Source organism: Rhizobium sp. ZX09 (assembly GCF_017357485.1).
In the GTDB taxonomy this organism is placed as follows: Bacteria; Pseudomonadota; Alphaproteobacteria; order Rhizobiales; family Rhizobiaceae; genus Agrobacterium; species Agrobacterium pusense.
In genome coordinates this window covers 1359013-1380640 of sequence record NZ_CP031363.1, presented here as the reverse complement: position 1 = coordinate 1380640, position 21628 = coordinate 1359013, and the positions used below count along the sequence as shown (strand labels likewise).

At 60.2% G+C, this 21628-nt stretch carries 28 protein-coding genes; all 28 read left to right on the top strand.

Going from position 1 to position 21628, the window contains the following annotated elements:
- The first annotated feature begins 39 nt into the window (after positions 1–39).
- The gene (locus BTN45_RS06805) at positions 40–1008 is read left to right on the top strand and encodes a peptidoglycan-binding protein (RefSeq protein ID WP_207589488.1); all 969 of its coding nucleotides are present in this window, start codon (positions 40–42) and stop codon (positions 1006–1008) included.
- Between the two features lies 1 nt (position 1009).
- Positions 1010–1543: a hypothetical protein gene (locus BTN45_RS06800; protein WP_207589482.1), complete on the top strand. Its 534-nt coding sequence runs from the start codon at positions 1010–1012 to the stop codon at positions 1541–1543.
- Positions 1540–1761 (top strand): TraR/DksA C4-type zinc finger protein, encoded by a 222-nt coding sequence (locus BTN45_RS06795; protein ID WP_080823281.1) that lies wholly within the window; start codon positions 1540–1542, stop codon positions 1759–1761. Before BTN45_RS06800 ends, BTN45_RS06795 begins: the two co-directional genes overlap by 4 nt.
- Complete coding sequence (locus BTN45_RS06790) at positions 1758–2117, top strand: DUF2730 family protein (protein WP_080823280.1); 360 nt, start codon at positions 1758–1760, stop codon at positions 2115–2117. Before BTN45_RS06795 ends, BTN45_RS06790 begins: the two co-directional genes overlap by 4 nt.
- Positions 2110–2424 carry a hypothetical protein gene (locus tag BTN45_RS06785; protein WP_052817246.1) on the top strand — a complete coding sequence of 105 codons (315 nt, stop codon included), beginning with the start codon at positions 2110–2112 and terminating at the stop codon, positions 2422–2424. The genes BTN45_RS06790 and BTN45_RS06785 overlap by 8 nt, the downstream gene beginning before the upstream one ends.
- Entirely contained in the window at positions 2421–3056 is a 636-nt protein-coding gene (locus tag BTN45_RS06780; protein ID WP_207589480.1) for a DUF3486 family protein, read from the top strand. Before BTN45_RS06785 ends, BTN45_RS06780 begins: the two co-directional genes overlap by 4 nt.
- Positions 3053–3229 (top strand): hypothetical protein, encoded by a 177-nt coding sequence (locus tag BTN45_RS06775; protein ID WP_207589478.1) that lies wholly within the window; start codon positions 3053–3055, stop codon positions 3227–3229. The genes BTN45_RS06780 and BTN45_RS06775 overlap by 4 nt, the downstream gene beginning before the upstream one ends.
- Positions 3230–3365: 136 nt before the next feature.
- Positions 3366–4892 (top strand): hypothetical protein, encoded by a 1527-nt coding sequence (locus BTN45_RS06770; RefSeq protein ID WP_246751684.1) that lies wholly within the window; start codon positions 3366–3368, stop codon positions 4890–4892.
- Positions 4892–6511, top strand: coding sequence for a DUF935 domain-containing protein (locus BTN45_RS06765; RefSeq protein WP_207589474.1), 1620 nt, complete (start codon positions 4892–4894; stop codon positions 6509–6511). Before BTN45_RS06770 ends, BTN45_RS06765 begins: the two co-directional genes overlap by 1 nt.
- Positions 6498–7715: a phage minor head protein gene (locus BTN45_RS06760; protein WP_207589472.1), complete on the top strand. Its 1218-nt coding sequence runs from the start codon at positions 6498–6500 to the stop codon at positions 7713–7715. Before BTN45_RS06765 ends, BTN45_RS06760 begins: the two co-directional genes overlap by 14 nt.
- 335 nt (positions 7716–8050) lie before the next feature.
- Positions 8051–9148, top strand: a complete 1098-nt coding sequence (locus tag BTN45_RS06755; protein WP_207589470.1) for a phage protease — start codon at positions 8051–8053, stop codon at positions 9146–9148.
- On the top strand, positions 9145–9525 hold the full coding sequence (locus tag BTN45_RS06750) for a hypothetical protein (RefSeq protein ID WP_112154141.1): 381 nt from the start codon (positions 9145–9147) through the stop codon (positions 9523–9525). Before BTN45_RS06755 ends, BTN45_RS06750 begins: the two co-directional genes overlap by 4 nt.
- 17 nt (positions 9526–9542) lie before the next feature.
- Positions 9543–10520: a capsid protein gene (locus BTN45_RS06745; RefSeq protein ID WP_207589468.1), complete on the top strand. Its 978-nt coding sequence runs from the start codon at positions 9543–9545 to the stop codon at positions 10518–10520.
- A gap of 69 nt (positions 10521–10589) precedes the next feature.
- Positions 10590–11069 carry a hypothetical protein gene (locus tag BTN45_RS06740; RefSeq protein ID WP_207589467.1) on the top strand — a complete coding sequence of 160 codons (480 nt, stop codon included), beginning with the start codon at positions 10590–10592 and terminating at the stop codon, positions 11067–11069.
- A gap of 72 nt (positions 11070–11141) precedes the next feature.
- Complete coding sequence (locus BTN45_RS06735) at positions 11142–11561, top strand: DUF1320 domain-containing protein (protein WP_207589466.1); 420 nt, start codon at positions 11142–11144, stop codon at positions 11559–11561.
- Positions 11558–12046, top strand: coding sequence for a phage virion morphogenesis protein (locus BTN45_RS06730; RefSeq protein ID WP_207589465.1), 489 nt, complete (start codon positions 11558–11560; stop codon positions 12044–12046). Before BTN45_RS06735 ends, BTN45_RS06730 begins: the two co-directional genes overlap by 4 nt.
- Complete coding sequence (locus tag BTN45_RS06725; RefSeq protein ID WP_207589464.1) at positions 12043–12564, top strand: hypothetical protein; 522 nt, start codon at positions 12043–12045, stop codon at positions 12562–12564. Before BTN45_RS06730 ends, BTN45_RS06725 begins: the two co-directional genes overlap by 4 nt.
- The gene (locus BTN45_RS06720; protein ID WP_207589463.1) at positions 12557–13108 is read left to right on the top strand and encodes a phage baseplate protein; all 552 of its coding nucleotides are present in this window, start codon (positions 12557–12559) and stop codon (positions 13106–13108) included. The genes BTN45_RS06725 and BTN45_RS06720 overlap by 8 nt, the downstream gene beginning before the upstream one ends.
- Positions 13109–13119: 11 nt before the next feature.
- Entirely contained in the window at positions 13120–13338 is a 219-nt protein-coding gene (locus BTN45_RS06715; RefSeq protein WP_080823271.1) for a hypothetical protein, read from the top strand.
- A gap of 2 nt (positions 13339–13340) precedes the next feature.
- Complete coding sequence (locus tag BTN45_RS06710) at positions 13341–13718, top strand: baseplate assembly protein (RefSeq protein WP_207589462.1); 378 nt, start codon at positions 13341–13343, stop codon at positions 13716–13718.
- Positions 13715–14653, top strand: a complete 939-nt coding sequence (locus BTN45_RS06705) for a baseplate J/gp47 family protein (protein ID WP_207589460.1) — start codon at positions 13715–13717, stop codon at positions 14651–14653. Before BTN45_RS06710 ends, BTN45_RS06705 begins: the two co-directional genes overlap by 4 nt.
- Complete coding sequence (locus BTN45_RS06700; protein ID WP_207589458.1) at positions 14650–15312, top strand: phage tail protein I; 663 nt, start codon at positions 14650–14652, stop codon at positions 15310–15312. Before BTN45_RS06705 ends, BTN45_RS06700 begins: the two co-directional genes overlap by 4 nt.
- Before the next feature lie 15 nt (positions 15313–15327).
- Positions 15328–17589, top strand: a complete 2262-nt coding sequence (locus tag BTN45_RS06695; protein ID WP_207589456.1) for a hypothetical protein — start codon at positions 15328–15330, stop codon at positions 17587–17589.
- A 12-nt stretch (positions 17590–17601) separates the two neighbouring features.
- Entirely contained in the window at positions 17602–17769 is a 168-nt protein-coding gene (locus tag BTN45_RS06690; RefSeq protein WP_207589454.1) for a hypothetical protein, read from the top strand.
- On the top strand, positions 17741–19234 hold the full coding sequence (locus BTN45_RS06685) for a hypothetical protein (protein WP_207589452.1): 1494 nt from the start codon (positions 17741–17743) through the stop codon (positions 19232–19234). The genes BTN45_RS06690 and BTN45_RS06685 overlap by 29 nt, the downstream gene beginning before the upstream one ends.
- 59 nt (positions 19235–19293) lie before the next feature.
- A complete protein-coding gene (locus BTN45_RS06680; protein ID WP_207589450.1) occupies positions 19294–19668 on the top strand; it encodes a hypothetical protein in 375 nt (124 codons plus the stop codon).
- 152 nt (positions 19669–19820) lie between these two features.
- Complete coding sequence (locus BTN45_RS06675) at positions 19821–21095, top strand: phage tail sheath subtilisin-like domain-containing protein (RefSeq protein WP_207589447.1); 1275 nt, start codon at positions 19821–19823, stop codon at positions 21093–21095.
- A 9-nt stretch (positions 21096–21104) separates the two neighbouring features.
- Entirely contained in the window at positions 21105–21623 is a 519-nt protein-coding gene (locus tag BTN45_RS06670) for a phage major tail tube protein (RefSeq protein WP_207589439.1), read from the top strand.
- The last annotated feature ends 5 nt before the right edge of the window (positions 21624–21628 follow it).

Here is a 21628-nt window from a genome sequence, read left to right as displayed (position 1 = left end):
TTGAACGGATTTCAACGAACCGTTCAAGGTGCTTTTTTTATGTCTCCCAACGTCAGTCCGAAAGGACGGAAATTCATCTACGGACACGAAGGCGTCGTCCTGAAAGCCTATCGTGACGTTGTCGGCGTGTGGACGATCGGCCCCGGCTTGACCGCTGCCTCCGGTGTCATCACGCCCAAGGCGGGCATGACGATTACTTCCCAAAAATGCGATGAGCTGTTCGACCTCGCTGTCGGACGCAACTATCTGCCCCGCGTGGTGAAAGCGCTCGGTGCGAATGTCAGCCCTTTCGCGATCGACGCGGGCGTCTCTTTTGACTGGAACACCGGCGCAATCCACAAGGCCTCTTGGGTGAAATCCTTCCTTGCCGGGAAAAAGGACGAGGCCCGTCAGCGCCTCGGCCTCTGGAACAAGGCAGGCGGCAAGGTGCTGCGCGGCCTGACGCGCCGCCGTGCTGAAGAAGCGAACATCCTGTTGCTCGGTAAATACCCCGCCGACATCGAGGCGGCATCCGTGACCACTACCGACACGGCCCGGTTTGCTGCTTTTGTGGTGTCGGTGACGACGCCGGAAATCGAGGAGGTCAGAACCGGCCTCACCAGTATCGGTTTTGATGCTGGTGTCGCGACCGGCAAAATCCTCCGATCGGCGGTTGAAGGCTTCCAGAAAGCCTACAATCTCACGGTCGACGGCAAGATTGGCAGGGCAACTCTGTCCACTCTGCAACGCGAACTGGATGCCCGGCGCAAGGCAAAGAGCGGTGCGGTAACGACCGCTGCCAGCACCACCGTCGCGGCGGGGGATCAGGCCGTCAGCACGGTGACTACGCCAGCGCCCGCCGATCCGACTTCCGTGGTGCCGGATCATCTCGCCTCGTGGATCGGTGGCGGCATCGCCGTGATCGCCGTCGCCTATCTCGCATGGCAGGCGTACCAGTACCGTGACATCATCGCCGTTCGCGTGGCCGACAAGGCCCCGCGTCTTGCGAACTGGCTGCGGAGCTTCTGACATGAGCGCAGCCATCACCTCCATTCTTATCGGAGCGGCCGCAAAGGTCGGCGCTCCCATCGTCAAGGGCGTGCTGGAAAAGCACGTTGGCGGGCTTGCCGGAACGCTCGCCGGTACCGTCGTCGATCAGGTTGCCGAGCGCCTCGGTGTCGAGCCGGAGGTCTTGCCTTCCGTCGATCAGGCTGAGCTTGGCGATGCCGTCAGCGAGGTCAACGCCAATATGCCGGAGCTGATCGTCCTCTATGAGAAGGGCCTTCAGGGGCAGTTCGCGCTCCTCCAGGCCGAGCAGGCCGAAGGTTTCTGGCAAAGCGCTTGGCGCTGGGGCTGGATGTATCTGCTCGCGTTCCTTTGGATTTGCGCATTCCTTCTTTTTCCGATTCTGCGCGTCTTCGGCATCTATATCGATCCGATCGACAGCACCACGCTGATGACGCTGACAGGGTGGTTCATCTCCCTCTACATGGGCGGGCATACGCTGAAGGAGTTCGGCAAGCAGGCGGTCGAAGCCGTCAAGACGTGGAAGCGCACTCCATGAATTTTGGTGGAAATGCTGCTTTTGAACAGGCCGACATGCGGGCCGAGCAGGAACGCGAGGCAGGCATCGCCGCTGCCTCGCGCACCTTGCGGAGTCCCGGCACCATCCAGTGCGAGGATTGCCCAAACGACATACCCCGCGAACGCCGCATCGCCCTCCCATCCGCAATCCGGTGCATCCAGTGCCAGACACGCCACGAACAGAAAGCACGCCGATGACCCCCGGTGAAATGATCCCCTATGTCAGTCTCGCCTTGGGCCTGATCGCATTGCTCGGCCACATCAAGGGCTGGATGAACAGCGGCGAAAAGAAGCTCACTGATGATGTCGCTGCGCTGAAGGTCGAGACTGAAGTGCACGAGAAAAAGCTGATCGAGCATGATCGGCGCATCCAGTCGGTCGAGAGCGACATGAAATACCTACCCGACCGGGAGAGCCAGCACCGGCTGGAGCTGGCGCTCGAAAAGGTGAACGGGCGTCTCGACACCCTCAACGAAACCCTCAAGCCGATCAAGGCGAACGGCGAGGCTATGAACGAACTGCTGTTGGAAAGGGCGCGACAGGCCAATGTCTGATATCGGTGTGGATTGGGCGCGGATGCGCCGCGAGCGTGCACGGCTCATTATTCTGAAGGCGCTTGCCGAGCAGGTAAATGGTTCCTTGGACAGCAGCATGATCGAAGAAATCATGCCAAGCTTTGCCATTCGGGAAACGCGTCTCTGGATACACGAGCAGATGGAGTATCTGGCGGAACGGGATGCGGTCACGCTCACCAAGGCCGGAACGGTCATGATTGCCACTCTCAATAAGCGTGGTCGCCGCCACCTTCAGCGCGACATTGCTATCGAAGGCATTCTGCGCCCCTCCGAGCCGGGTGAATGACGATGGGTCGCGGTCGCCTTTCCGGCATTGAACTGTTGCCCGAAGCCTGCGCGGATGTTGTCGCATGGGCCGCCGAAGAGCTTCAGAAGCGTGAGCGAACGCAGACGGAAATCTATGAGGAGTTCGTCGGCAAGCTTGAGGCGCTCGACCAAGAATTCCGTGGCGAGCTGGAATTCACCATTCCTTCGTTTTCGGCTTTCAATCGCTATTCGATCCGTCTCGCAACGTTGACGCAGCGTCTCAACCAGACCCGCGAAATCGCCACGACGCTCGCCAGCAAGTTCGATGCCGCCGCTTCCGACGATCTCACCCTGATCGCTTCCGAGGCGATCAAGACGCTCGTGTTCGAACTGGTGACGGCCGGTGGCGAAGCCGGGTTTGATCCGAAGGGCGCAAAGGCTCTTGCTGATGCTCTTTTTTCGGCGAGCCGTGCGCAGGGCGTCTCGACCGCCCGACGCCAGAAGGTCGAGGCCGAGTTTTCCAAGAAGGCCGAAAACGTCATCGACAAGGTTTCGAAGGAAATGGGCCTCTCGTCCGAGCGGGTTGCGCAACTGCGCCGTGACTTCCTCGGCGTGCGGCCGGAGCACAAGACGGAACCTGAGACCGTCACGACCAGAGGATCGCAGGAATGATAAAAGCTGCCCGCCAAGAGCCGTGCAGCCGGTGCGGTGGCGTCGGGCAGGCTGTGAAACGCATCAACCGTCGCCGGGACGGCACGATCTCCAGCGTCGTCTACGACCTGAAGGTGATCTGCAAGCCCTGCAAGGGAAGCGGCCTTGCTTGCATGGAGGTGCGCCGTGACTGACAGCGCGCTTCCCGGCCTGCCCCGTGGCAAGTGGGACGGTTCGGCCGTTCTCGCCAGTCTGGCAGACCTCCCCGCTGAACTGCCCCGCGGGGCAGACGTGCCGGACGATCTCGATCCGCTTGCCGAAGGCGTGCTGATGAAACATCAGTCTGAGTGGCTCGCCGACGAGTCCGATCTGAAGCTCGGCGAAAAGGGCCGACGCACCGGCATTACCTTTGCCGAGGCGACGGACGCGACCCTGATTGCGTCATCGGCTCCGAGCGCCGGTGGCCAGAACTATTTCTATATCGGCGATACCAAGGACAAGGGCCGCGAATTCATCGGCTATGTCGCCAAGTTTGCTAAAACGATCGCCGACGATCTCGGCCAGATCGAGGAGTTCCTGTTTGAAGACGAGTTGAAGGACGGCTCGACGCGGTACATCGCCGCCTACCGGGTGCGCTTCAGATCGGGTTATCGTGTCGAGGCGCTTTCGTCGCGGCCGGAAAACATCCGTGGCCTTCAGGGGACCGTCTGCATTGACGAAGCGGCTTATCACCGTGACGTGCGAGGAGTGCTTGATGCCGTCAACGCCCTGTTGATCTGGGGCGGGAAAATCCGTGTCATCTCGACACATAATGGCGTCCTCAATCCGTTCAACGAACTGATCAGGGAAGCCCATGCGGGAAAAATTCCCTTCTCCGTCCATCACATTCCGTTCTCGCTTGCTGTCAAGAATGGTCTTTTCCGCCGCGTTTGCATGCTCAAGGGCGAACAGTGGACCCAAGCGGGACAGGATGCATGGGAAAAGAAAATCCGTGGCTCCTACGGCGTTCGTCTCAGCGCCATGCGTCAGGAGTTGGATGCAATCCCGGCCGATCAGGAAGGTGCGGCGCTCACCCGCGTCCAGATCGAAAACCGCATGGAGAAGGATATCCCCATCCTGCGGCACGCCCAGACCGACGATTTCAAGAACTGGAGCGATGAGGACCGCACGGCCGAGGCGCTAAAGTGGTGCAGGGAAAACCTGATCGCCGTTCTGGAGCGGCTCGATCATCGCCGTCAGCATGTGTTCGGCGTGGACTTTGCCCGCAGCGGCGATGCCACCGCGATCGTGGTGATGGAGATCGGTCAGGACCTCGTCAGGCGCACCCGCTTCATTGTCGAGCTGCACAACATGCCGTTCGACCAGCAGCGCGAAATCCTCTTTTATGTTTGCGATCGCATCCCGAGCCTTGCCGGTGGCGCGCTCGATGCCGGTGGCAATGGCTCCTATCTCGCGGAAAAGGCGACCCAGAGATACGGCTCCAGCATCATTGAGGTGAAATTCTCCGAACAATGGTATCGCCGTGAAATGACCGCCTATGTCGCGGCCTTCGGCGATCAGACAATCGTCCTTCCGCTCGATGCCGATGTTCTGGCCGACCATCAGGCGCTCGCCTATGTCAGCGGCGGTTACATCAAGGTGCCGGACGGTCATCGCTTCAAGGGTGCGAACGGCTTCAATCGCCACGGCGACACCGCGATTGCCGGAGCCTTGGCCTATTTCGCCTCGCGATCCGAACTTGAATACTTCGGTTACACCACGATCGAGGAACTGGACACCATGGACGGCGTCCAGCTCTTCGAGGCGGTTTCGACCGGAGACATCCTTATCCCGACATTGAATGGAGGTCTTCACTGATGGCCACGCCGCCCCGGATCATCGACCAGTGGGGAAACCCGATCTCGACCACAGTCCTTGAGGATGAATTCGCCGCCCCTACCATGGGCGGCATTCACTCTGTATGGCAGGAAACCATTGTCAGCGGACTGACCCCGCATGCGCTTGCGGAGGTTCTGCGGCAGGCAGGTCGCGGTTATCCCGACCGCTTCTTTTCGCTCGCAACGGAAATGGAGGAACGCGACCTGCATTATGCCGCCGTGCTTGGCACCCGCAAGCGGGCGCTGACCGGCATCACGCCGCTCGTTGTTCCCGCGTCGAACTCGGCCGAGGACGAGAAGATCGCCGAGGCCGTGCGGGAAATGATCGGTCAGCCGGAGTTCGTGGACGATTATCTGACCGACCTGCTCGACGCCTTGGGCAAGGGTTATTCGGTTGTCGAGACCATTTGGGACCGCAGCGCCAAGGAATGGTGGCCGAAACGATATGAGTGGCGCGACCAGCGGCATTTCGTGATCGATCAGCGCGACGGCCGCACGCTGCGCCTGAAGGACAGCAGCATTGAAGGCGTTGACCTGCCGCCCTTCAAGTTCTCGATTCATCGCCCGAAGCTGATGTCCGGCCTGCCGATCCGCGCCGGTCTGGCCCGGCTGGCGGCATGGGCGTTCCTCTACAAGAGCTATACGCTCAAGGACTGGATGGCCTTTCTGGAAGTTTACGGCATGCCACTCCGCGTCGGCCGTTACAGCCGCAACGCAAAGGATGCCGAGAAGCGCGTGCTTCTGACGGCAGTGCGCAACATCAGCTCGGACGCTGCAGCCATTATCCCGAAGGAAATGGAGATTGAGTTTATCGAGGCCAAGGGTGGCACCGGTAATGCCGTGTTCTCGGCGAAGGCGGAATACCTCGACCGGCAGATTTCCAAGGGCGTCCTCGGCCAGACCATGACCACGGATGACGGCTCCTCGCTCGGTCAGGCGGCCGTGCATGAAAACGTCCGTCATGATATTGCCCGCGCCGATGCACGCCAGACGGCAGTGACGGCAAACCGCGATCTTATCCGGCCTTTCGTGGACTTGAATTTCGGACCTCGCGACAAATATCCGACGATGATCATTCCGATCACCGAAAACGAGGACATCAAGGCGCTGGTCGAGGCAGTACAGGCGCTGGTGCCGCTCGGCCTTGAGGTTTCCATGTCCAAGGTGCGCGAGCGTATCGGTTTCGAGGAGCCGGACGAAGGCGAAAAACTTCTCAAAACCGTTGTGCCTGGCACAGCCCTGCCAAAGCCCGAGGAACCGTCAGCGCAAGAGAAAAACAACCCGCTGCAGCCGAAGGACAGAGCGCAGGCCCGCCTACAGCCGTGCGCCCATTGCGGCGGCTTCCACGCCGTTGCTGCTGACCAGCGCCCTGAACTGGAGGCGCTTGCTGACGACGCCCTGTCGGAATGGGAAACTGATCTTGAGCCGCTCGTAAAGCCGCTTCAAAGGCTCTTTGAAACCTCGAAAAGTTATGCGCAGCTTGAAACCGGTCTCGATGACCTGATTGCCAAGATGGATGCCGGGCCGCTCGCTGACAGGCTTGCCAAGCTGCAGATGAAGGCCAGAGGTTTGGGGGATATCGGCGATGGGCGTAGCTGACCTTTTCAAGACCGCGCCGAAGGAAGTCACCCGGTATTTCGACGGCAAGGCCAGCCTGCCGACATTTGACTGGCGGGATATCGCGCCGGAGGAACACGCGTTTTCCTTCACGGTCGCGAAGTCGGCCGGTTACGACATTCTGGACGATATCCGCTCCGCGATCTCCGAGGCGATCACCGGCAAAACGCCGTTTGAGGAATTTCAGCGCAACCTCATGCCCGTGCTGCAGCAGAAGGGTTGGTGGGGCAAGGCATTGGCATTTGACCCGGAGACCGGCGAGGAGAAGCTCGTCCAGCTCGGCTCGCCACGCCGCCTGCGCACGATCTATTGGGCAAACACGATGTCCGCCCATGCGGCGGGCGAATGGGAGCGGACGCAACGCAATAAGGATTTCCTGCCCTTCCTCGTCTACACCCTGTCCACGGCCGAGCGGAAACGGCTGGAGCATGAAGGCTGGGTCGGGTTTGTCGCTCCTGTGGACGATCCGATATGGAACCGCCTCTATCCGCCGAACGGTTGGGGCTGCATGTGCGGCGTGCGCCAGATCTCGCGCAGCGAGGCAATCCGCCTCGGCTGGCGTGAGGACACGCCCGTCATGCCGCTGGTCGAAAAACCGTGGGTGAACAAGCGTACCGGCGAAACCCGCATGGTGCCGGTCGGCATCGATCCGGGCTGGGACACGAACCCCGGCAAGTATCGCGGCCAGAATGTCTCCCGCTTTCTTGAGGAGCGTCTCGGCTCCATGCCCGCCGATCGGCAGCGCATCGCCATCCGCGATATAGTCCGCTCTCCGCTCCTGCAGGCGATGGCAGGCGGCAAAATGCCGAAATCATACCTGCCGGTAGCGCAGATGCCGGGACCGGCTGTCGAGGCGCTTGGCGCATCCACCTCGGTTGTTCGCCTGTCGTCGGACAGCCTCATCCATATTCTTCAGGAGCGCGCCGAGCGCGGGCTTGATCTCGACAATATCGAGGCGGCGATCGAGGTCATCATCAATCCGGCCGCGATCATCCGCAGCGCCTCGACCAATGCAGTCTCCCTGCTTGGTAAATCATCGGACGGCTTCTGGTGGCGGCTCGCCGTGAAGACGGCCGGGAACGGTTCGGAATGGTGGCTGACCAGCTTCCATCGCAAAAGCTACACCGAGACATACAAGGTCATCGAGCGGGCGAAGCGGGCTGGAAATCTTATTGAGGGGGATTGAAAGGCGCGGAGGGTCGGCACTCCCTCGTTGATCCGGTAAAACCGTCCAAGTAAACCTTGCTCGCGCCTGTCATCAATATGCGCCCGAACCCCGAAATTATCAAGCCGGGCTTTGCTCCAGCACCGGATTGAAATAAACGGCCACAGAGCGCGATCACGGGTTAAAACGCTCAATCGCTCGTCCCGGCCGAGAAATCGCCTGTACGGCTTTCAATCCGGCTTCAATTTTGATGCCGTTCGGGTATTCTTCATCACAGATCAGGTTTTGGGAAAGATCGGCGTGGCACTGACAGTGTCAGTCTCTTAGGTCTCCCGCCGTCAGGGCATTAATCGCCCATGACGAAAAAAACCGCAACCGCAATTTTCAGCCTCGCCGCAATCGCCGCTTCGAAGGGAAAGACCCCTCCGGAATGGGTCGAGCTGTTTCCGGCCGGACCCGAGATCAAGGCGCGGGACGGCCGCAACTGGACGCTCCAGCCGCAGATCGTCGTTGAAGCCTTCAAGCTCAACGATGGCCCGCTCGCGATCGACTATGAGCATGGTCAGGCCCATCTCGCACCGCAGGGCATTGCCGCTCCGGCTGCTGGCTGGATCGTGCTTGTCGAGGAGCGCGACGGCGGTGTCTGGGGAAAGGTCGATTGGACCCCGAAGGCATCTGCGGCAATCGTCGACAAGGAATACCGTTTCCTGTCTCCCGATTTCGATCACACGATTGATGGCCTGATTTTGCGCCTCAACGGTGCAGGCCTCGTAAACCGGCCCGCACTGGTCATGACGGCTTTGAGCCGTGTCTCCCCTGAAGAAAAGGAAAATCCACCGATGTCGAAGGCAATTGCCAAGGCGCTCGGTCTTGCGGAGGATGCCGATGAAAAGGCGATCCTTGCGGCACTGACTGCGCGTCAGGATGAGCGTTCCGCCCTGTGCGGCCTGCTCAAGATCGAGAACGGCAGCAATGCCGAGGCGATCACCGCCGCCGTAACCAAGCTGCAGACAGAGACCGAAACGGCGCTTGCGTCCGTCAAGTCGAATACGTCTGCCGCCGAGGTCAAGGCGCTGAAAACCGATCTCGACCAGACCCGCACGGCACTTGCCGCGCTCCAGAAGAAGGACGCCGATCGCGAGATCGACGCCGCCCTCGATGCCGAGATCGCGGCCGGGAAAATCACCCCGGCATCCCGTGACGGCTATCGCGCCATGTGCGCCGAAAACGGCGGGCTGGAGCGGTTCAAAGCTCTTGCCGCGACCCTGCCTGTCATCTGCGCACCGTCCGATCTGGACAACCGCAACGTCAACACCCGGACTGCCGAGGATGACCGCGACCCGGTCGTAATCGCCTCGCTTGCCCGCAAGTATCAGGACGATCAGGCCGCACTCGGCATCAGCGTCACGATCTCCGAGGCCGTCCGCCATGTCGAGGAGACGAAGACGAAATGACGACGCCCATTCTCATCAAATCTTTCCGTGTCGGCCTTGCCGCGATCGCCGGCTATCTCATCGTCAAGGCTGCGGCTGAAGGCAAGGTTGCCGCTGCGGCTGGCCCGACCGATCCGCTTATCGGCGCAGCCACCATGCTCGGCGCTCCGGCTGAAGGCATCCTTGATGTCGATCAGGCCGGTTGGTCCGAGGTTCGCTGCGGCGGAAATGTTTCCTTTGGTGACCCGCTGACCTCGAATGCCAACGCCAAGGCCGTCAAGGCCGTGCCGGTGGCCGGGTCAGTGGTGCGCATCATCGGCTTCGCGATGTCGGATGGCTCTGCCGACGATGTCATTCCCTATCAGGTCGCGCCCGGCGTTCTTTCCACGCCCGCCTAACTTCGAGGACGCTTTAAGTGAACACCACCAACAGACCTTTTCCGGTCTCGCCGACGCTGACGGCGATCTCCATTGGATATCGCAATCCGGCCGCCACGCTGATCTATGATCGCGTGCTGCCTGAAGTCGATGTCCTCGGCGACACCTTCAAATGGACCGAGTTCCCGCTCGGCGAAGCCTTCACCGTGCCGGAACTGGAAGTCGGCCGCACCGGCCAGCCCGGCCGCATCGAGTTCACCGGCGAGGAGCGCGACAGCAGCGTCCGCAATTACGGCCTTGATGATCCAATTCCCTATTCGGATATCAAGGAAGCCGAGAAGGCCCGGCGCGAGAAGCGGTCCACGATCGATCCCGAGGCGCTGGCGACGGAAGGTCTCACCAACCTTGTCCAGCTCGGCCGCGAGGTGCGTGCTGCCGCCGTGGTTCAGAACCCGGACAACTATGACGCCGCGCGCCGTCTCGTTCTGGCCGGTAACCAGCAGTTTTCCGACTTCGCCAATTCCGATCCTTATGCGGTCATTGATGAGGGCATGGACAAGACGCTGGTTTATCGCCCGAACACCATCGTCATGGGCCAGCCCGCATGGTCGAAGATCAAGCGCCACCCGAAGCTGATCAAGGCCGTCAAGGGCGGTCTGACCGAAGATGGCGCCATCACCAAACAGCAGTTTGCCGAACTCTTCGAAATCGACGTCAAGAACCTCCTGATTGGCGTCGCCCAGGTGAACCTCTCCCGCAAGGGTCAGCAGGTGAACCTTAGCCGCGTCTGGGGCAAGTCGGTCTCGCTGCTCTACATCGATCCGACGAAAAAGCAGGCGGATGGCTCGGTCATCACGTGGGGCTTCACCGCCGCCAACGGCAAGCGCATCGCCGGTTCGATCGAGGACAAGGATATCGGCCTTGAAGGCGGCAAGCGCGTGCGTGTCGGCGAAAAGGTCCGCGAACTCGTCTGCGCCAAGAGCGTCGGCTACCTGATCCAGAACGCCGTCGCCTGACCGGCCTTCTCTCCTGAACCATCATCGGCCCTGCGGGGCCGGTCGTTTAATCCGACCGGAGACAGTCACATGGGAACTTCTGAAGAAGAGAAGGTCAAGGCCGAAGCGGCCGCGAAAGCTAAGGCAGAGGCGGACGCGAAGGCAAAGGCTGACGCAGAAGCGAAGAAAAAGGCCGAGGCCGAGGAAAAGGCCAAGGCGGAAGCTGCGGCGAAAGCAAAAGCGGAAGCCGACGTAAAGGCGAAGGCCGACGCTGATGCGAAGGCAAAAGCCGACGCCGAGGAGAAGGCCAAGGCCGACGCCGAGGAGAAGGCCAAGGCCGAGGCCGCTGCGAAAGCCAAGGCGGAAGCAGAAGAAAAGGCGAAGGCTGACGCGGCCGAGAAGGCCAAAGCCGAGGCGGACGCGAAAGCCGCAGCTATTGCCGCCACGCCCGGCCCAAAGGCCAAACAGGAAATTCGCCTTTCCGGCAAGACCTACGCGCCGGGTGAACACCTGCCCGGCGACGTGGACGAGGCCGATCTCGCCACCTTCATGGCGCTTGGCGCTATTTGATCCGCCTCCCAAGCGGCGCGACCAGCTCCCGCAGCAATCCGGCTGCGGGAGCATCTTCAACGGGTTTCTTCCATGGCATACGCAAGTCGCACCAATATCGAGGATTTGTGGGGTTCCGAGTTCATCGCGGACCTTATTCACGAGGACGTGGACGCCGAGGTTGCCATCGCCCGCGCCGTCGAACAGGCCAGCGGCGAAATCGACACCCATCTTTCTGCCCGTTATGCCACGCCGATTCCCGGCACGCCTCAGGCGCTTGTCATGCCCTGCGTGAACATCGCCGTCTATTATCTGGCGATCCGCCACACCAGTCTCACCACCACGATCGAGGACCGCTACAAGCAGGCCGTCGAGCTGCTGAAGCGCATTGCCGATGGCAAGGCGGGTCTCGGCGCTGACGAACCGAAGGTGCCGACCGATGACGGCCTGTCCTCCAGTGGTGCTGCATTCTATTCCGGGCCTCGTCTGTTCGGTCGGGATCGCCTGCCATGAGCGGTATCGTCACTGAACTTGTCGGCTATGAGGAAGCGATTTTCGCCCTTGAGGGGATCGAGAACGCGCCGCTCGGCGAACTGAACGAAGGTCTAGGCCGTCTCGTGCAAGGCCAGATACGTCACCGTATCGAGGTCGAAAAGACCGAGCCGGACGGAACGCCGTGGGTTCGCAACAATCAGGGAACCAGCATCCTGTTTGCTTCAGGCGCGCTTTCCCGCTCGATCGACTATATCGCCGACGCCTCCACCATCATGATCGGTTCCGGTCTGGTCTATGCCCGCATTCACCAGCTCGGCGGCATCGTCAAGCCCAAGAACGGCAGCGCGCTGAAGTTCTGGTGGGTCTCCGGCGGCTTTGTCAATTTCGCCGTGGTCAAGCAGGTCGAAATGCCTGCCCGGCCGTATCTCGGCATGTCCGTCGCCAACCAGAATGAACTGGTCGAGACAACAGAGGACTGGCTTTCCAGACTGGTGCAGCGATGAGCGGCCGTCTTATCACCTTCCGTGAATCTGTTCTGACTGACATCAAGCGCATCCTTCCCAACCTTCGATCATGCGAGGCGCAGTTCGGCCGCTTCGATCTGTCGGAGCTGGAGCGCGAAATGATCCGTGCACCCGGCGTGCGCCTTGCGATCCTGCGCAGTCCGCTTGCATGGCAACCGAACGGACAGGCCGAGGCCGCGTTGAGCATGGTAGCCTTTGTCATCACTGAGGGTTCCAAGCGCGAGGAAGACGGCTGGAATATCGCCGAGGCGATCGGAACGCTTCTTCATCCGGGCCAGCTCTGGGGCATGACGAAGCTCACCGCGCCGTCTTCTGTCGTCATCCAGCCGATCATTTCCGCAGCCGTTAAACAGCGCGGCGTCGGCGTCATGTCCGTCGAGTGGAACCAGACGCTCCGCCAGCTCGGCGACGGCCTGTTCGGTCCTGACGGTGTTGTCATCTCCGAGTTCGAGGTGAATGGAGAGCGGATCGATATGCCGGAGGCCGGTCATGTCTGATGCCGATATCATCGTCCGCGAGTTTCGCGGCATCTACAAGAATATTGACGATCTCAATCGCCGCCTCGTGGCATCACAGATGACCGGCCGTGTCGCCGAGATCGAGGGCAGCCGCGTGCGGCTGGAGCTGGCCGCAGTCGGTGCCAATGGCAAACCGTTTCTCTCCCCATGGGTGCAGGTGCAGGAAGCGGCCGGAGCCACCGGTACCAACATGCCCGTCGCGATCGGCGATCCCATGCGGCTGTTTTCGCCGAATGGTGAGATCGGCAGTCAGTCGCTCGCAATCCGCGATAGCCACACGGACGATGCACAGAACCCGGCCGGGACGCCGAAGGAGCTGGCAATCACCTATGCCGGGTCCGCGATCCGCATGACGGCCGAGGGCCTGAAGCTTTCGCATGGCGGCTCCAGCATCACGCTTTCGGAAGACACCATTCACGCTCTTTCGGCCCGCCTGCGCCACAACGAAAAGAATGTCGGCGATAGCCACAACCACGGCGGCATCCGCAGGGGCGGCGAAAACACCTACGAACCCAACGAATAAAGGAGCCTTTAATGACCTCTAAAAAGACTTTCACCGTCACTGCCAGAGCCGGGCTTTTTGTCGCGGGCGTCCGTTCGCCCGGCGTCGGCAAGCCCATCGAGCTGACCGACGAACAGGCGGCTTATCCGCTGATCGCGGGTGAGATCGAGGAGCCGGGTACGAAGACGGAACCGCCTGCAGGTGGAACCGAAACCACGCCCGCAGCCAAAGCCAAGGCTGTGAAGGAGTAACCATGCGGGCCGGTATCGACGCGAGGACAGGCAAGATGCTGCTCGGCTGGAAGCATTGCGTCCAGTCGATCAGGAAGTGCCTGACGACACGGTTAGGAAGTCGCGTCCTTCGCCGTCATATCGGCTCGGTTCTGCGCGAGCTGCAGGACGGCAATGCCGATGCCACAACTATCCTTGCAGCCTATCGGGCGATTGCCGATGCGCTCAATGACCCTGATGGCGGCGAACCCGGTTTCAGCCTGCAGAAGATCGAGCTGGTCGAATACGAGCGCACCGGCCGCTTCATTTTTATTCTGACCGGCGTCTGGTTCCCGCGTGGCCACCTCGGCGACTGGTCCGTCTACGAAACCGTTAATACGTCTTGGCCGGAGGCCGCATGAGCTTTCAGATTATCGACCTTTCCCGCCTGCCGGTTCCTGACGCGATCGAGACATTGAGTGCCGAGGCGATGATTGCCGGGTTCAAGGCGCGGTTCCTTCAGGTATGGGATATCCAGCGTCAGCTTGATCCGACGCTGCCTGCCTATGAGACACTCGACCTCGAGACCGACAGTGCCAATATCGTCGGTCAGGCTTGGACCTATCTCCGGCTTCTCGATCGCCAGCGCGTCAACGACGCTTTCCGTGCCTTGCTTGCACCCTATGCCAAAGGTTCCAACCTCGACGCGGTGGCGGCCGACAACAACGTCGAGCGCCAGATCGTGTCACCGGCAACTGCGAATACGGACGCCGTCATGGAAGGCGATGCGTCCTTACTGCGCCGCTACCTGCTTTCGCTCGATGCGCCTGCATCCGGCTCTCCGGGCCGTTACCTCTATGACGCATGGACCGCTTGGCCGCAGACCGAGGACAGGATGCTTGGACTGTGGGACGCCCGGATCAACGGCCGGGCGGTCCATGGCCGTCGCGGCGATACCGATGTGGTGCTGATCGGGCCGTTCGGCCGCGAGCCCACCCCGGCCGAACTGGCGACAGTGCGCGCCGCTGTTCTCGACCCCGACCGCACACCAGAGGCTGTCAGTGTTTCCATCATGGCGGCATCACGCAGGGAATATCAGGTGTCTTTGGTGCTGGAGATTGTCGGAACCGGGCCGTCGCCTGATCTGCTGAAGGCCGAGGCCGTGAAGCGCGTGACGGCTGCAGCGATCGAGCGGACCACCGTTGGCGGCGAAATCCCCGAGGGCCTCCTGTCGGGTGCTGCTTATGGCGCTAACATCGTCAAGGTGCACGACCTTTCGCCGGTGGCGATCGAACCCGATCCATACACCGTGCCGGTTATGACTGAGCTGACAGTGGTGACGGAGGTCCGTGCATGAGGGACGTTGTCGCACTTCTGCCCTCTAATTCCGAGGCTTTTGAATACGCGCTTGCCGGTGGCATGTCCGACGACCTGGCTGTGCCTTTCGCCGACCTGATGGACCCCTATAAGACGGAGGCGCGGCTGCTGCCTTACCTCGCCGCGCACCATTCGGTTGACCTCTGGTATGACGATTGGACCGAGGAACGGAAGCGCGAAATGATTGCCCAATGCGCCGGGCGTTCCGTCCTATATCCCGGCTCGCGGCTGGCGGCGCTGAAAGGCACGCTTATCGGCCTTAAGCGCTATCTCGCATTTGTCGACGCTGAGATTGTTGACCGGATCGCGCATCCAGCTCGGTTCACGTTCGGTCGCGCCGTTCTCGGCCGCACGCCGATCGCGCACCAGCCGTTCACGGCGCACTACCTCGTGCATGTCACCTTGCGTGCTCCGAAGAACCATTTCCAGATCGGCCGATCGGCTTTCGGCCGCGCCGCTCTTACATCTGTCGATCTTGAACCGATCCGCCGCGCAAAGCGCGCCATGATCACCGCCAAGACGCCGGACACCCTCTACACCGTCAGTTTCGCATGGCGTCGACCAATCACCCTGCAGGACGCCGTCAAGATCGACGGCAGCACTTCGCCGGGCGGTTATCGCCACCGCCAATATCTTTGATACGAGGACCAGCCTATGCCCCGCGTTACCTTCTCTAATGCCGAAATCGCCGACCACAGCGACTTTGAAAATATCAGCCTGTTTGCGCAGCAGGACATTGATGGCGTCTGGCGGGACGCAATCGGCTATCCAGCTCACTGGTCGCACTTCACCGTTGCCCGCAAGTCCGTGCAAGAGATCACCGTATCGCCGGGCCGCTATGTGGCCGGTGAGAAGGTCTACGCGCAGGCGGCGTCCAAGGACGTCAACCTTCAGCTCCAAATCCCGCCGGCGGCGTCTGATCAGCGCTGGGTCGCCATCTTGCTGCGTGGCGAAGAAATAACCGAAACGGCGAGCCGGCCGTTCGAAACGTCTCAGGACCCTGAGACATCGATCCCGGTGCAGCGCGTCACGCCCAAAACTGTTCGCCGCATCGTCAATCTGATCGTGCAAGCTGGAGAGGCGAACCCGGTTCCGGCAAAGCCGGTGGTGGCGGAGACCGATGCTTGCATCGCGTTCGTCCTGCTGAGATCAACCGGTGTTGATACGATCGAGCCGGGCAACACCACTCGCGTCAAGACGCTTTACGAGGTCGAGGGGCGCGTGACGGCGCTGGAAATAAACCTCTCCGGGCTGTTCCTGCGTACCGAAACCATCGAGACACAAATCACCAATATTGCCACCCGGCTGACCGACATTCCGCGCCCGGCGATCATCCGCCAGATGCAGCGCGACATCGGTGCCGCAAGACTGAAGGTCGACCTGCCCGATGAGGCCCGCGCCTATGTCTTCGACAATGGCCTGATCCCCGATCGGTGGGACCTGCAGCATGTGGACTGGCTGGCGCGGGTCGAGGAAGGCGTTCGCTTTGGATTTGCCGCGATTGTGCAGGCGCGTCTCGAAGTGCAGGCCGAGGACAATCCGCAGATCGCCTTCCGGGACCGCCGCATGATCCCGGCCTTTGACGAGGTCGTGAAAATCGAGAACACGTCTCTCGACAGCACGCTCAACATCTCGCAGCTCGTCCATACTCAGACGACGCTCAAGCGGCTGGAAGCCTCCCGCGTGCGCCTGACTTATGGACCGACCATGTGGGCGTGCGAAAATCAGGCAGGATGGTCTGGTCTTGGCGAGGACTCGCGTGTCGGCCAGATGTTGAACGTAGGGGGTGAAACTTTCGAGGTCGCCGAGGTCTACACTCGCAACAATGGCCACTCGCAATACGGCGTTCGCCAGATCCGCTACGAAATCTATAGCGAACCTTATTGGGAGTACGTCACCGAGAAGGTTGGGATGAACGGCTCCATTTACGCTCAGTCGTTTCTTGTCGCCCAGCCCATGCTGATGACGTCGATCGACCTGCATTTCGCCAAGGTTGGACTTGATGGCGATGTTCACGTCGCCGTGGTCGAAGTTTCGACGGGAGGCACCCCGCTGTTTGACCGTGTCCTCGCCATCAGCACGATCGAACACAAAGACATGGCGGTCGGCTGGGTTAACTGCGTCATGCCCTACACGTTGATGGAGAGCGGCAAGCGGTATGCCATCGTGACCGTGACCACTGGCGCGCACGCGCTCTCTGTTTCCACCGGCAACAAGTACACCGGTGGAACGCAGTTTATCTGCACGGATGGCGTGTTCGCCCAAGGCTCGATGGACATCGACTTCTGCTTCAGGGTGAATGGAGCGCGTTATCACAGCCCGCGCACGGTGATCCCGATGCAGGCTCTCAATCTCGCTGACGGCATGACACAGATCGACATGCTCTTCTCAGGTTGGGTGCCGGGCGGCACAGCACTTGTATGGGAAATCCGCCCTATAGGAACGACCGCGTGGGTCGAACTGGATGATGGCGACCCAACCACGAACCCGCTTGTTGGCCTGCCAGCATCGGTGGAGCTGCGCCTCGTGATGGTCGGCACGGCCGATCTTCAGCCGATGATCCAGCTGGACGCGAAAGCTGTCTCGCGGGTAGCTCGAAACCGCACCAACATGAAAGCGGTCACCAAGGCCTTCGATTTCGGCATCTCAACCAGCGCCATCGTTACGCAGTATACGCTGGATGCTTTCGACCCGGCTCACCACACCTTCACACCCCGGATCATGGTGGGCAACAACGTGATTGCTCCTGGCACCACAGTAGTCACGACCGACCCGAACAATCCGGCGCGGCGAACCTTCGTCTCCACCTATTCACTGGGCGCTGCCACACAGAACGCCCGCATGCATTTTGCGGCCAACACCGACAACCCTGTCACCGTCCCGTTCCTTCAGGACGGCTTCATTTCCGCCCTTTAGCCCGAGGCACCCATGAGAATTGATGAGAAGAAAACCTATGACGTCAAATTGAAACGGCCAGTGACGCTCGGACCGTTTCGGTATCGACCACTCAACGAAATCGAAATGTCCGGCTCGGTTTTGAAAACCGTCATCGAGCAGGAAGGGGAGGATGTCATTGACTACGCCAACGCGCGATAATCGCTACCAGCTTCCCTCTTGGCCTCCTACCGAGTTCACGGTGGACCTGTGGAACGCGGTAATGGGCGACCTTGCCGATCGCGTCACCGATCGTGAGCAGCTTGAAGCCACCTTCGAGACATTGAAGGCACAGGGTATTCAGGCCTCGCTTGACTACATTCAGATCAACGTCGCGCCGCAGATCGTAAATCTGCAGCAGTCCATTACGCTGGCCCAAAACCAGATTGATCAGATCATTATTGGCGGCAAGGCACCGGATGCACTCAAGTTCGGCGGTCAATTGCCAGCCTACTACGCGACGGCAAGCGCTCTCGCTGACGGCCTCGCGAGCAAAGTGCCAACCACCCGCAAGGTCAACGGCAAGGAACTGTCTGGTGATGTGACCTTGGCTAAAGGTGATGTCGGGCTTGCCAATGCCGACAACACCTCCGATAAGGACAAGCCGGTCAGCGACTTACAGGGGGCTGCTATTGATGCGGTTGCACGGTCGGCGTCCACGAAGGCCAGCAGGCGTAATCGCCACCTCAACCCCGCTTTTCAAGTCTGCCAAGATCGCGCGGCAGGGGCAACTATTGATGTCGCTTCGGCACTTTACGTATTTGACGGCGTTTTCCTGAACAGTACAGGTGGCGGCGTATTGAGGGCAGGTCAAGCTCTAGCGGTAACCCCCGGCGGTTCAGGGACTAGATTTCGGGCAACAGTAATCACAGCAGATGCAGCGTATGGCACTGGCGATTATTACGGCGTTGCGTTCAATATCGAAGGTCTTGATGTTGCCGATCTAAAATTCGGAACAACTGACGCGCGCCCGTTCACATGGCGCGGTGTGGTTAAGCTTCCACAAGGTACTTACGGCCTTTCGTTCACCAACAATCAAGCCTCATCCATGTCCTATGTGAAAATGTTCACTGTCACGGCGGCGGAGGCGAACAAGGATAAGTTGGTGACGGCTGTAGTTCCGGGGTGCACAACGGGCACGTGGATCAAGGACAATACTGGCGTCGGCTTGTCCGCGCGAATTACGTTCGCCAGCGGCAGTAACTTCATCACCAGTCAAGAAGGTGAATGGCTTAACGGCAACCTTGTCGGGACGGCCGCACAAAGCCCAGCGGTCGGCACAGTAGGTAATGTTTTCGAGGTCGCGGATGTTGGGCTTTATGAGGGCAACAACCTTCCAGAATGGGAATTGCCTGACGCAAAGGCCGTTTATCGTGATTGCCTTAGGTATTTCGAAAATGGCGAGGCGACATTCAACGCTTACGTGCCGGGGCCAAATTGGACTTACGGCGTCAATATCGGCTTTGCTGAAAAGAAGCGGGTTGTCCCTAACATGTCCTCAAGCGTGCTGGAGGGGAGTTTCTCCGGAGTGGACCCGAAAACTTTCGAAAGCTTCTACCACTACATGCAGAGCAATGGCGGGAATAATTACAGCCGCATCTATTGGACGGCGAACGCGAGGCTTTGATTATGATCACTGAAATCAGACTTACAGCGCCGCCTCCGTATTCAACCGCGAAAATTGTAATGTCGGACGGTACGGAATGGTCGGATGATCTTTCCCTGCCAGCCGACAGCCACATTAGGCGTATGCGGGATGAGTGGCTCGCGGCAGGCAACGTACCCGTAGCCTTTGTTGCGCCCACGCCTGTTGCTCCGCCGATCCCTCGACTTGGCTTTTGGCTGGCTGCCGCTGAAATCGGCGTCACAAAAGCGGGCGTGAAAGCCCATATAGACGCCATGCCCGAAGGCGTCGAAAAGCAGCAGGCGATTGTGTATTTCGAGGATGCGCAGCTTTATCGACGCACCGATCCGCTGTTGAACCAAATGGCCGAGCTGGAAAACATCACGCAGGCACAGCTTGACGACCTCTGGACGTGGGCTCTCGCGAACTACGCCTGACCGGATGGACAGGCGGCCGTAAATAGGTCATTAAATAGTCTTCAAGGGCGGCTTCAAACCGCCCTTTTTCTTTGTCGGACTGACAGTGTCAGGCTCTCCGCTCCTCGCCTCGGAACCTAATTTGTCTCCAATTAGACCTTTGGAGACGGCTTATGGCACTCGATTTTAATCATGGCGTCCGCGTAATTGATGCTGGCAGCGAAAGCAGGCCGCTTGAAACGGCCGACAGCTCCGCGATCGGCGCGGCCGTCATTGCGCCGGACGCCTCAAACACGCTTTTCCCCTACGATGAACCGGTAGCCTTTTATACTCACGAGGCTGACAAGGTTGCAGCGCTCGGCACTACCGGTACCGCGATCGACATTATTAATGCGATCCGGGCGCAGGGTATCGAAGCGCAGTGCGTATTCGTCCGTTGCGAGGCAGGTCAGACGCCGGAAGCAACCCGCGCTAAGCTGCAGGGTTCGGCCGCCTCGATGACTGGCGTTCATGCGCTCTCGTTTGCCCGTGGTCATGTGGGCGTCGAGCCGGGTCTCGTCATCGCACCGGGTTATTCTTCCGGTCGCGTCGAAAATGCCAAGAACCCCCTAGCCGATGCAGTGGAGCAGGTCTCTGAAAAGCTGAAGGCTATCGCCATTCTCGATACTGGCGGCCCGGACGCGGCCACTAGCCTCGCGTTCCGTGCAGATTTCTCGTCGCGCTACACTTATCTAGTCGACCCGTTTGTGCGTGTCGCTTCCGGTGCGACGATCGTCACCAAGCCCGCTTCTCCCTTTGCGGCCGCCATGTTCGTGAAGCGCGACAAGAAAAAGGGCGGTGCCTACTGGTCGCCGTCGAACCAAGAGGTAAAGGGCGTTCTTGGCACTGCTCGGCCCATTACCTATTTCGACGGAGAGATCGATCACGAGGCAAACCAGCTCAATCAGAACGGAATCGCCACCTTCATTCCGTCGCGGCTTTCGCAGGGCGCTAACGGCCAGTTCGCCACGAATGGTCGCATCCTGTGGGGCAATCGCACGGCCTCGGAAGACACGCTCTGGCAGTTCGTCAACGTGGTGCGCACACGCGCAACGATCGAGAAAGCCATCATCAACGGCTTCCGGCCGTGGGCGAATGACGAGAACCTGACCGCGCAGCATGTCATTGCGGTGATGCGGAGCCTTCAGGACTTGCTGGACAGCATGCAGAACGTGGGTGCCATCCTCGGTGGTCGAGTGTTCTGGGACCGCGCCGCGAACAGCAACGCAAACCTGCGGCTCGGCAAGCTCCGGGTCGAGTTCGACGCCGAAGAAACACCACCGCTCGAAGACCTGATCTTCGGTTCTCGCCGTAACGAGGCTTACCTCGACAACCTCGCCAACGAAATCCAGCGTCGTGTGACTGCCGAGTTCGGCGGCACGATCGCCGATTATCTCTCCGCCGCATAAGGGGCCACCATGACACTTCGCATCGTCCGGGGCTTCACGCTCTACGTCAACGACAACATCAACATGGCGCTCGACATCGAGACGCTCAAGCTTCCGCCGCTGGAAGAAATCACCGAGACCTTCCAGCCGGGCGGCTCTGATATGGAACTGGAAATCAGCGGCCTCGGCGTCAAGGCTCTGACTATGCCGTTCAAGCTCAAGAGCCACACGCCCGAAACCCTCGGCCTGTTCGGCGGACCTCCCGGTGTGCGTCAGAACTGGACCGGCAAGAAGCTGGTGATATCCGAGGAAGACGGAACCGAGCATGAGCACGCCATCGACGTAACCGGTCGTCTTTCCAAAGTCGAAGGCGAGTCCATGGCGGGCGGTAAGGCCACCGGCTACGACCACGAGATCAAGTCAATCTGGTCTTACACCGAATACTGGGACGGCCGCGTGATGCACCGTTTCAGTTTCAAAAAGGGTGGCTGGGACATCTGGAACTATCAGGCCATCAATTCCACCCGCCGCTCCATCCTCTTTTCGTAAGGTCT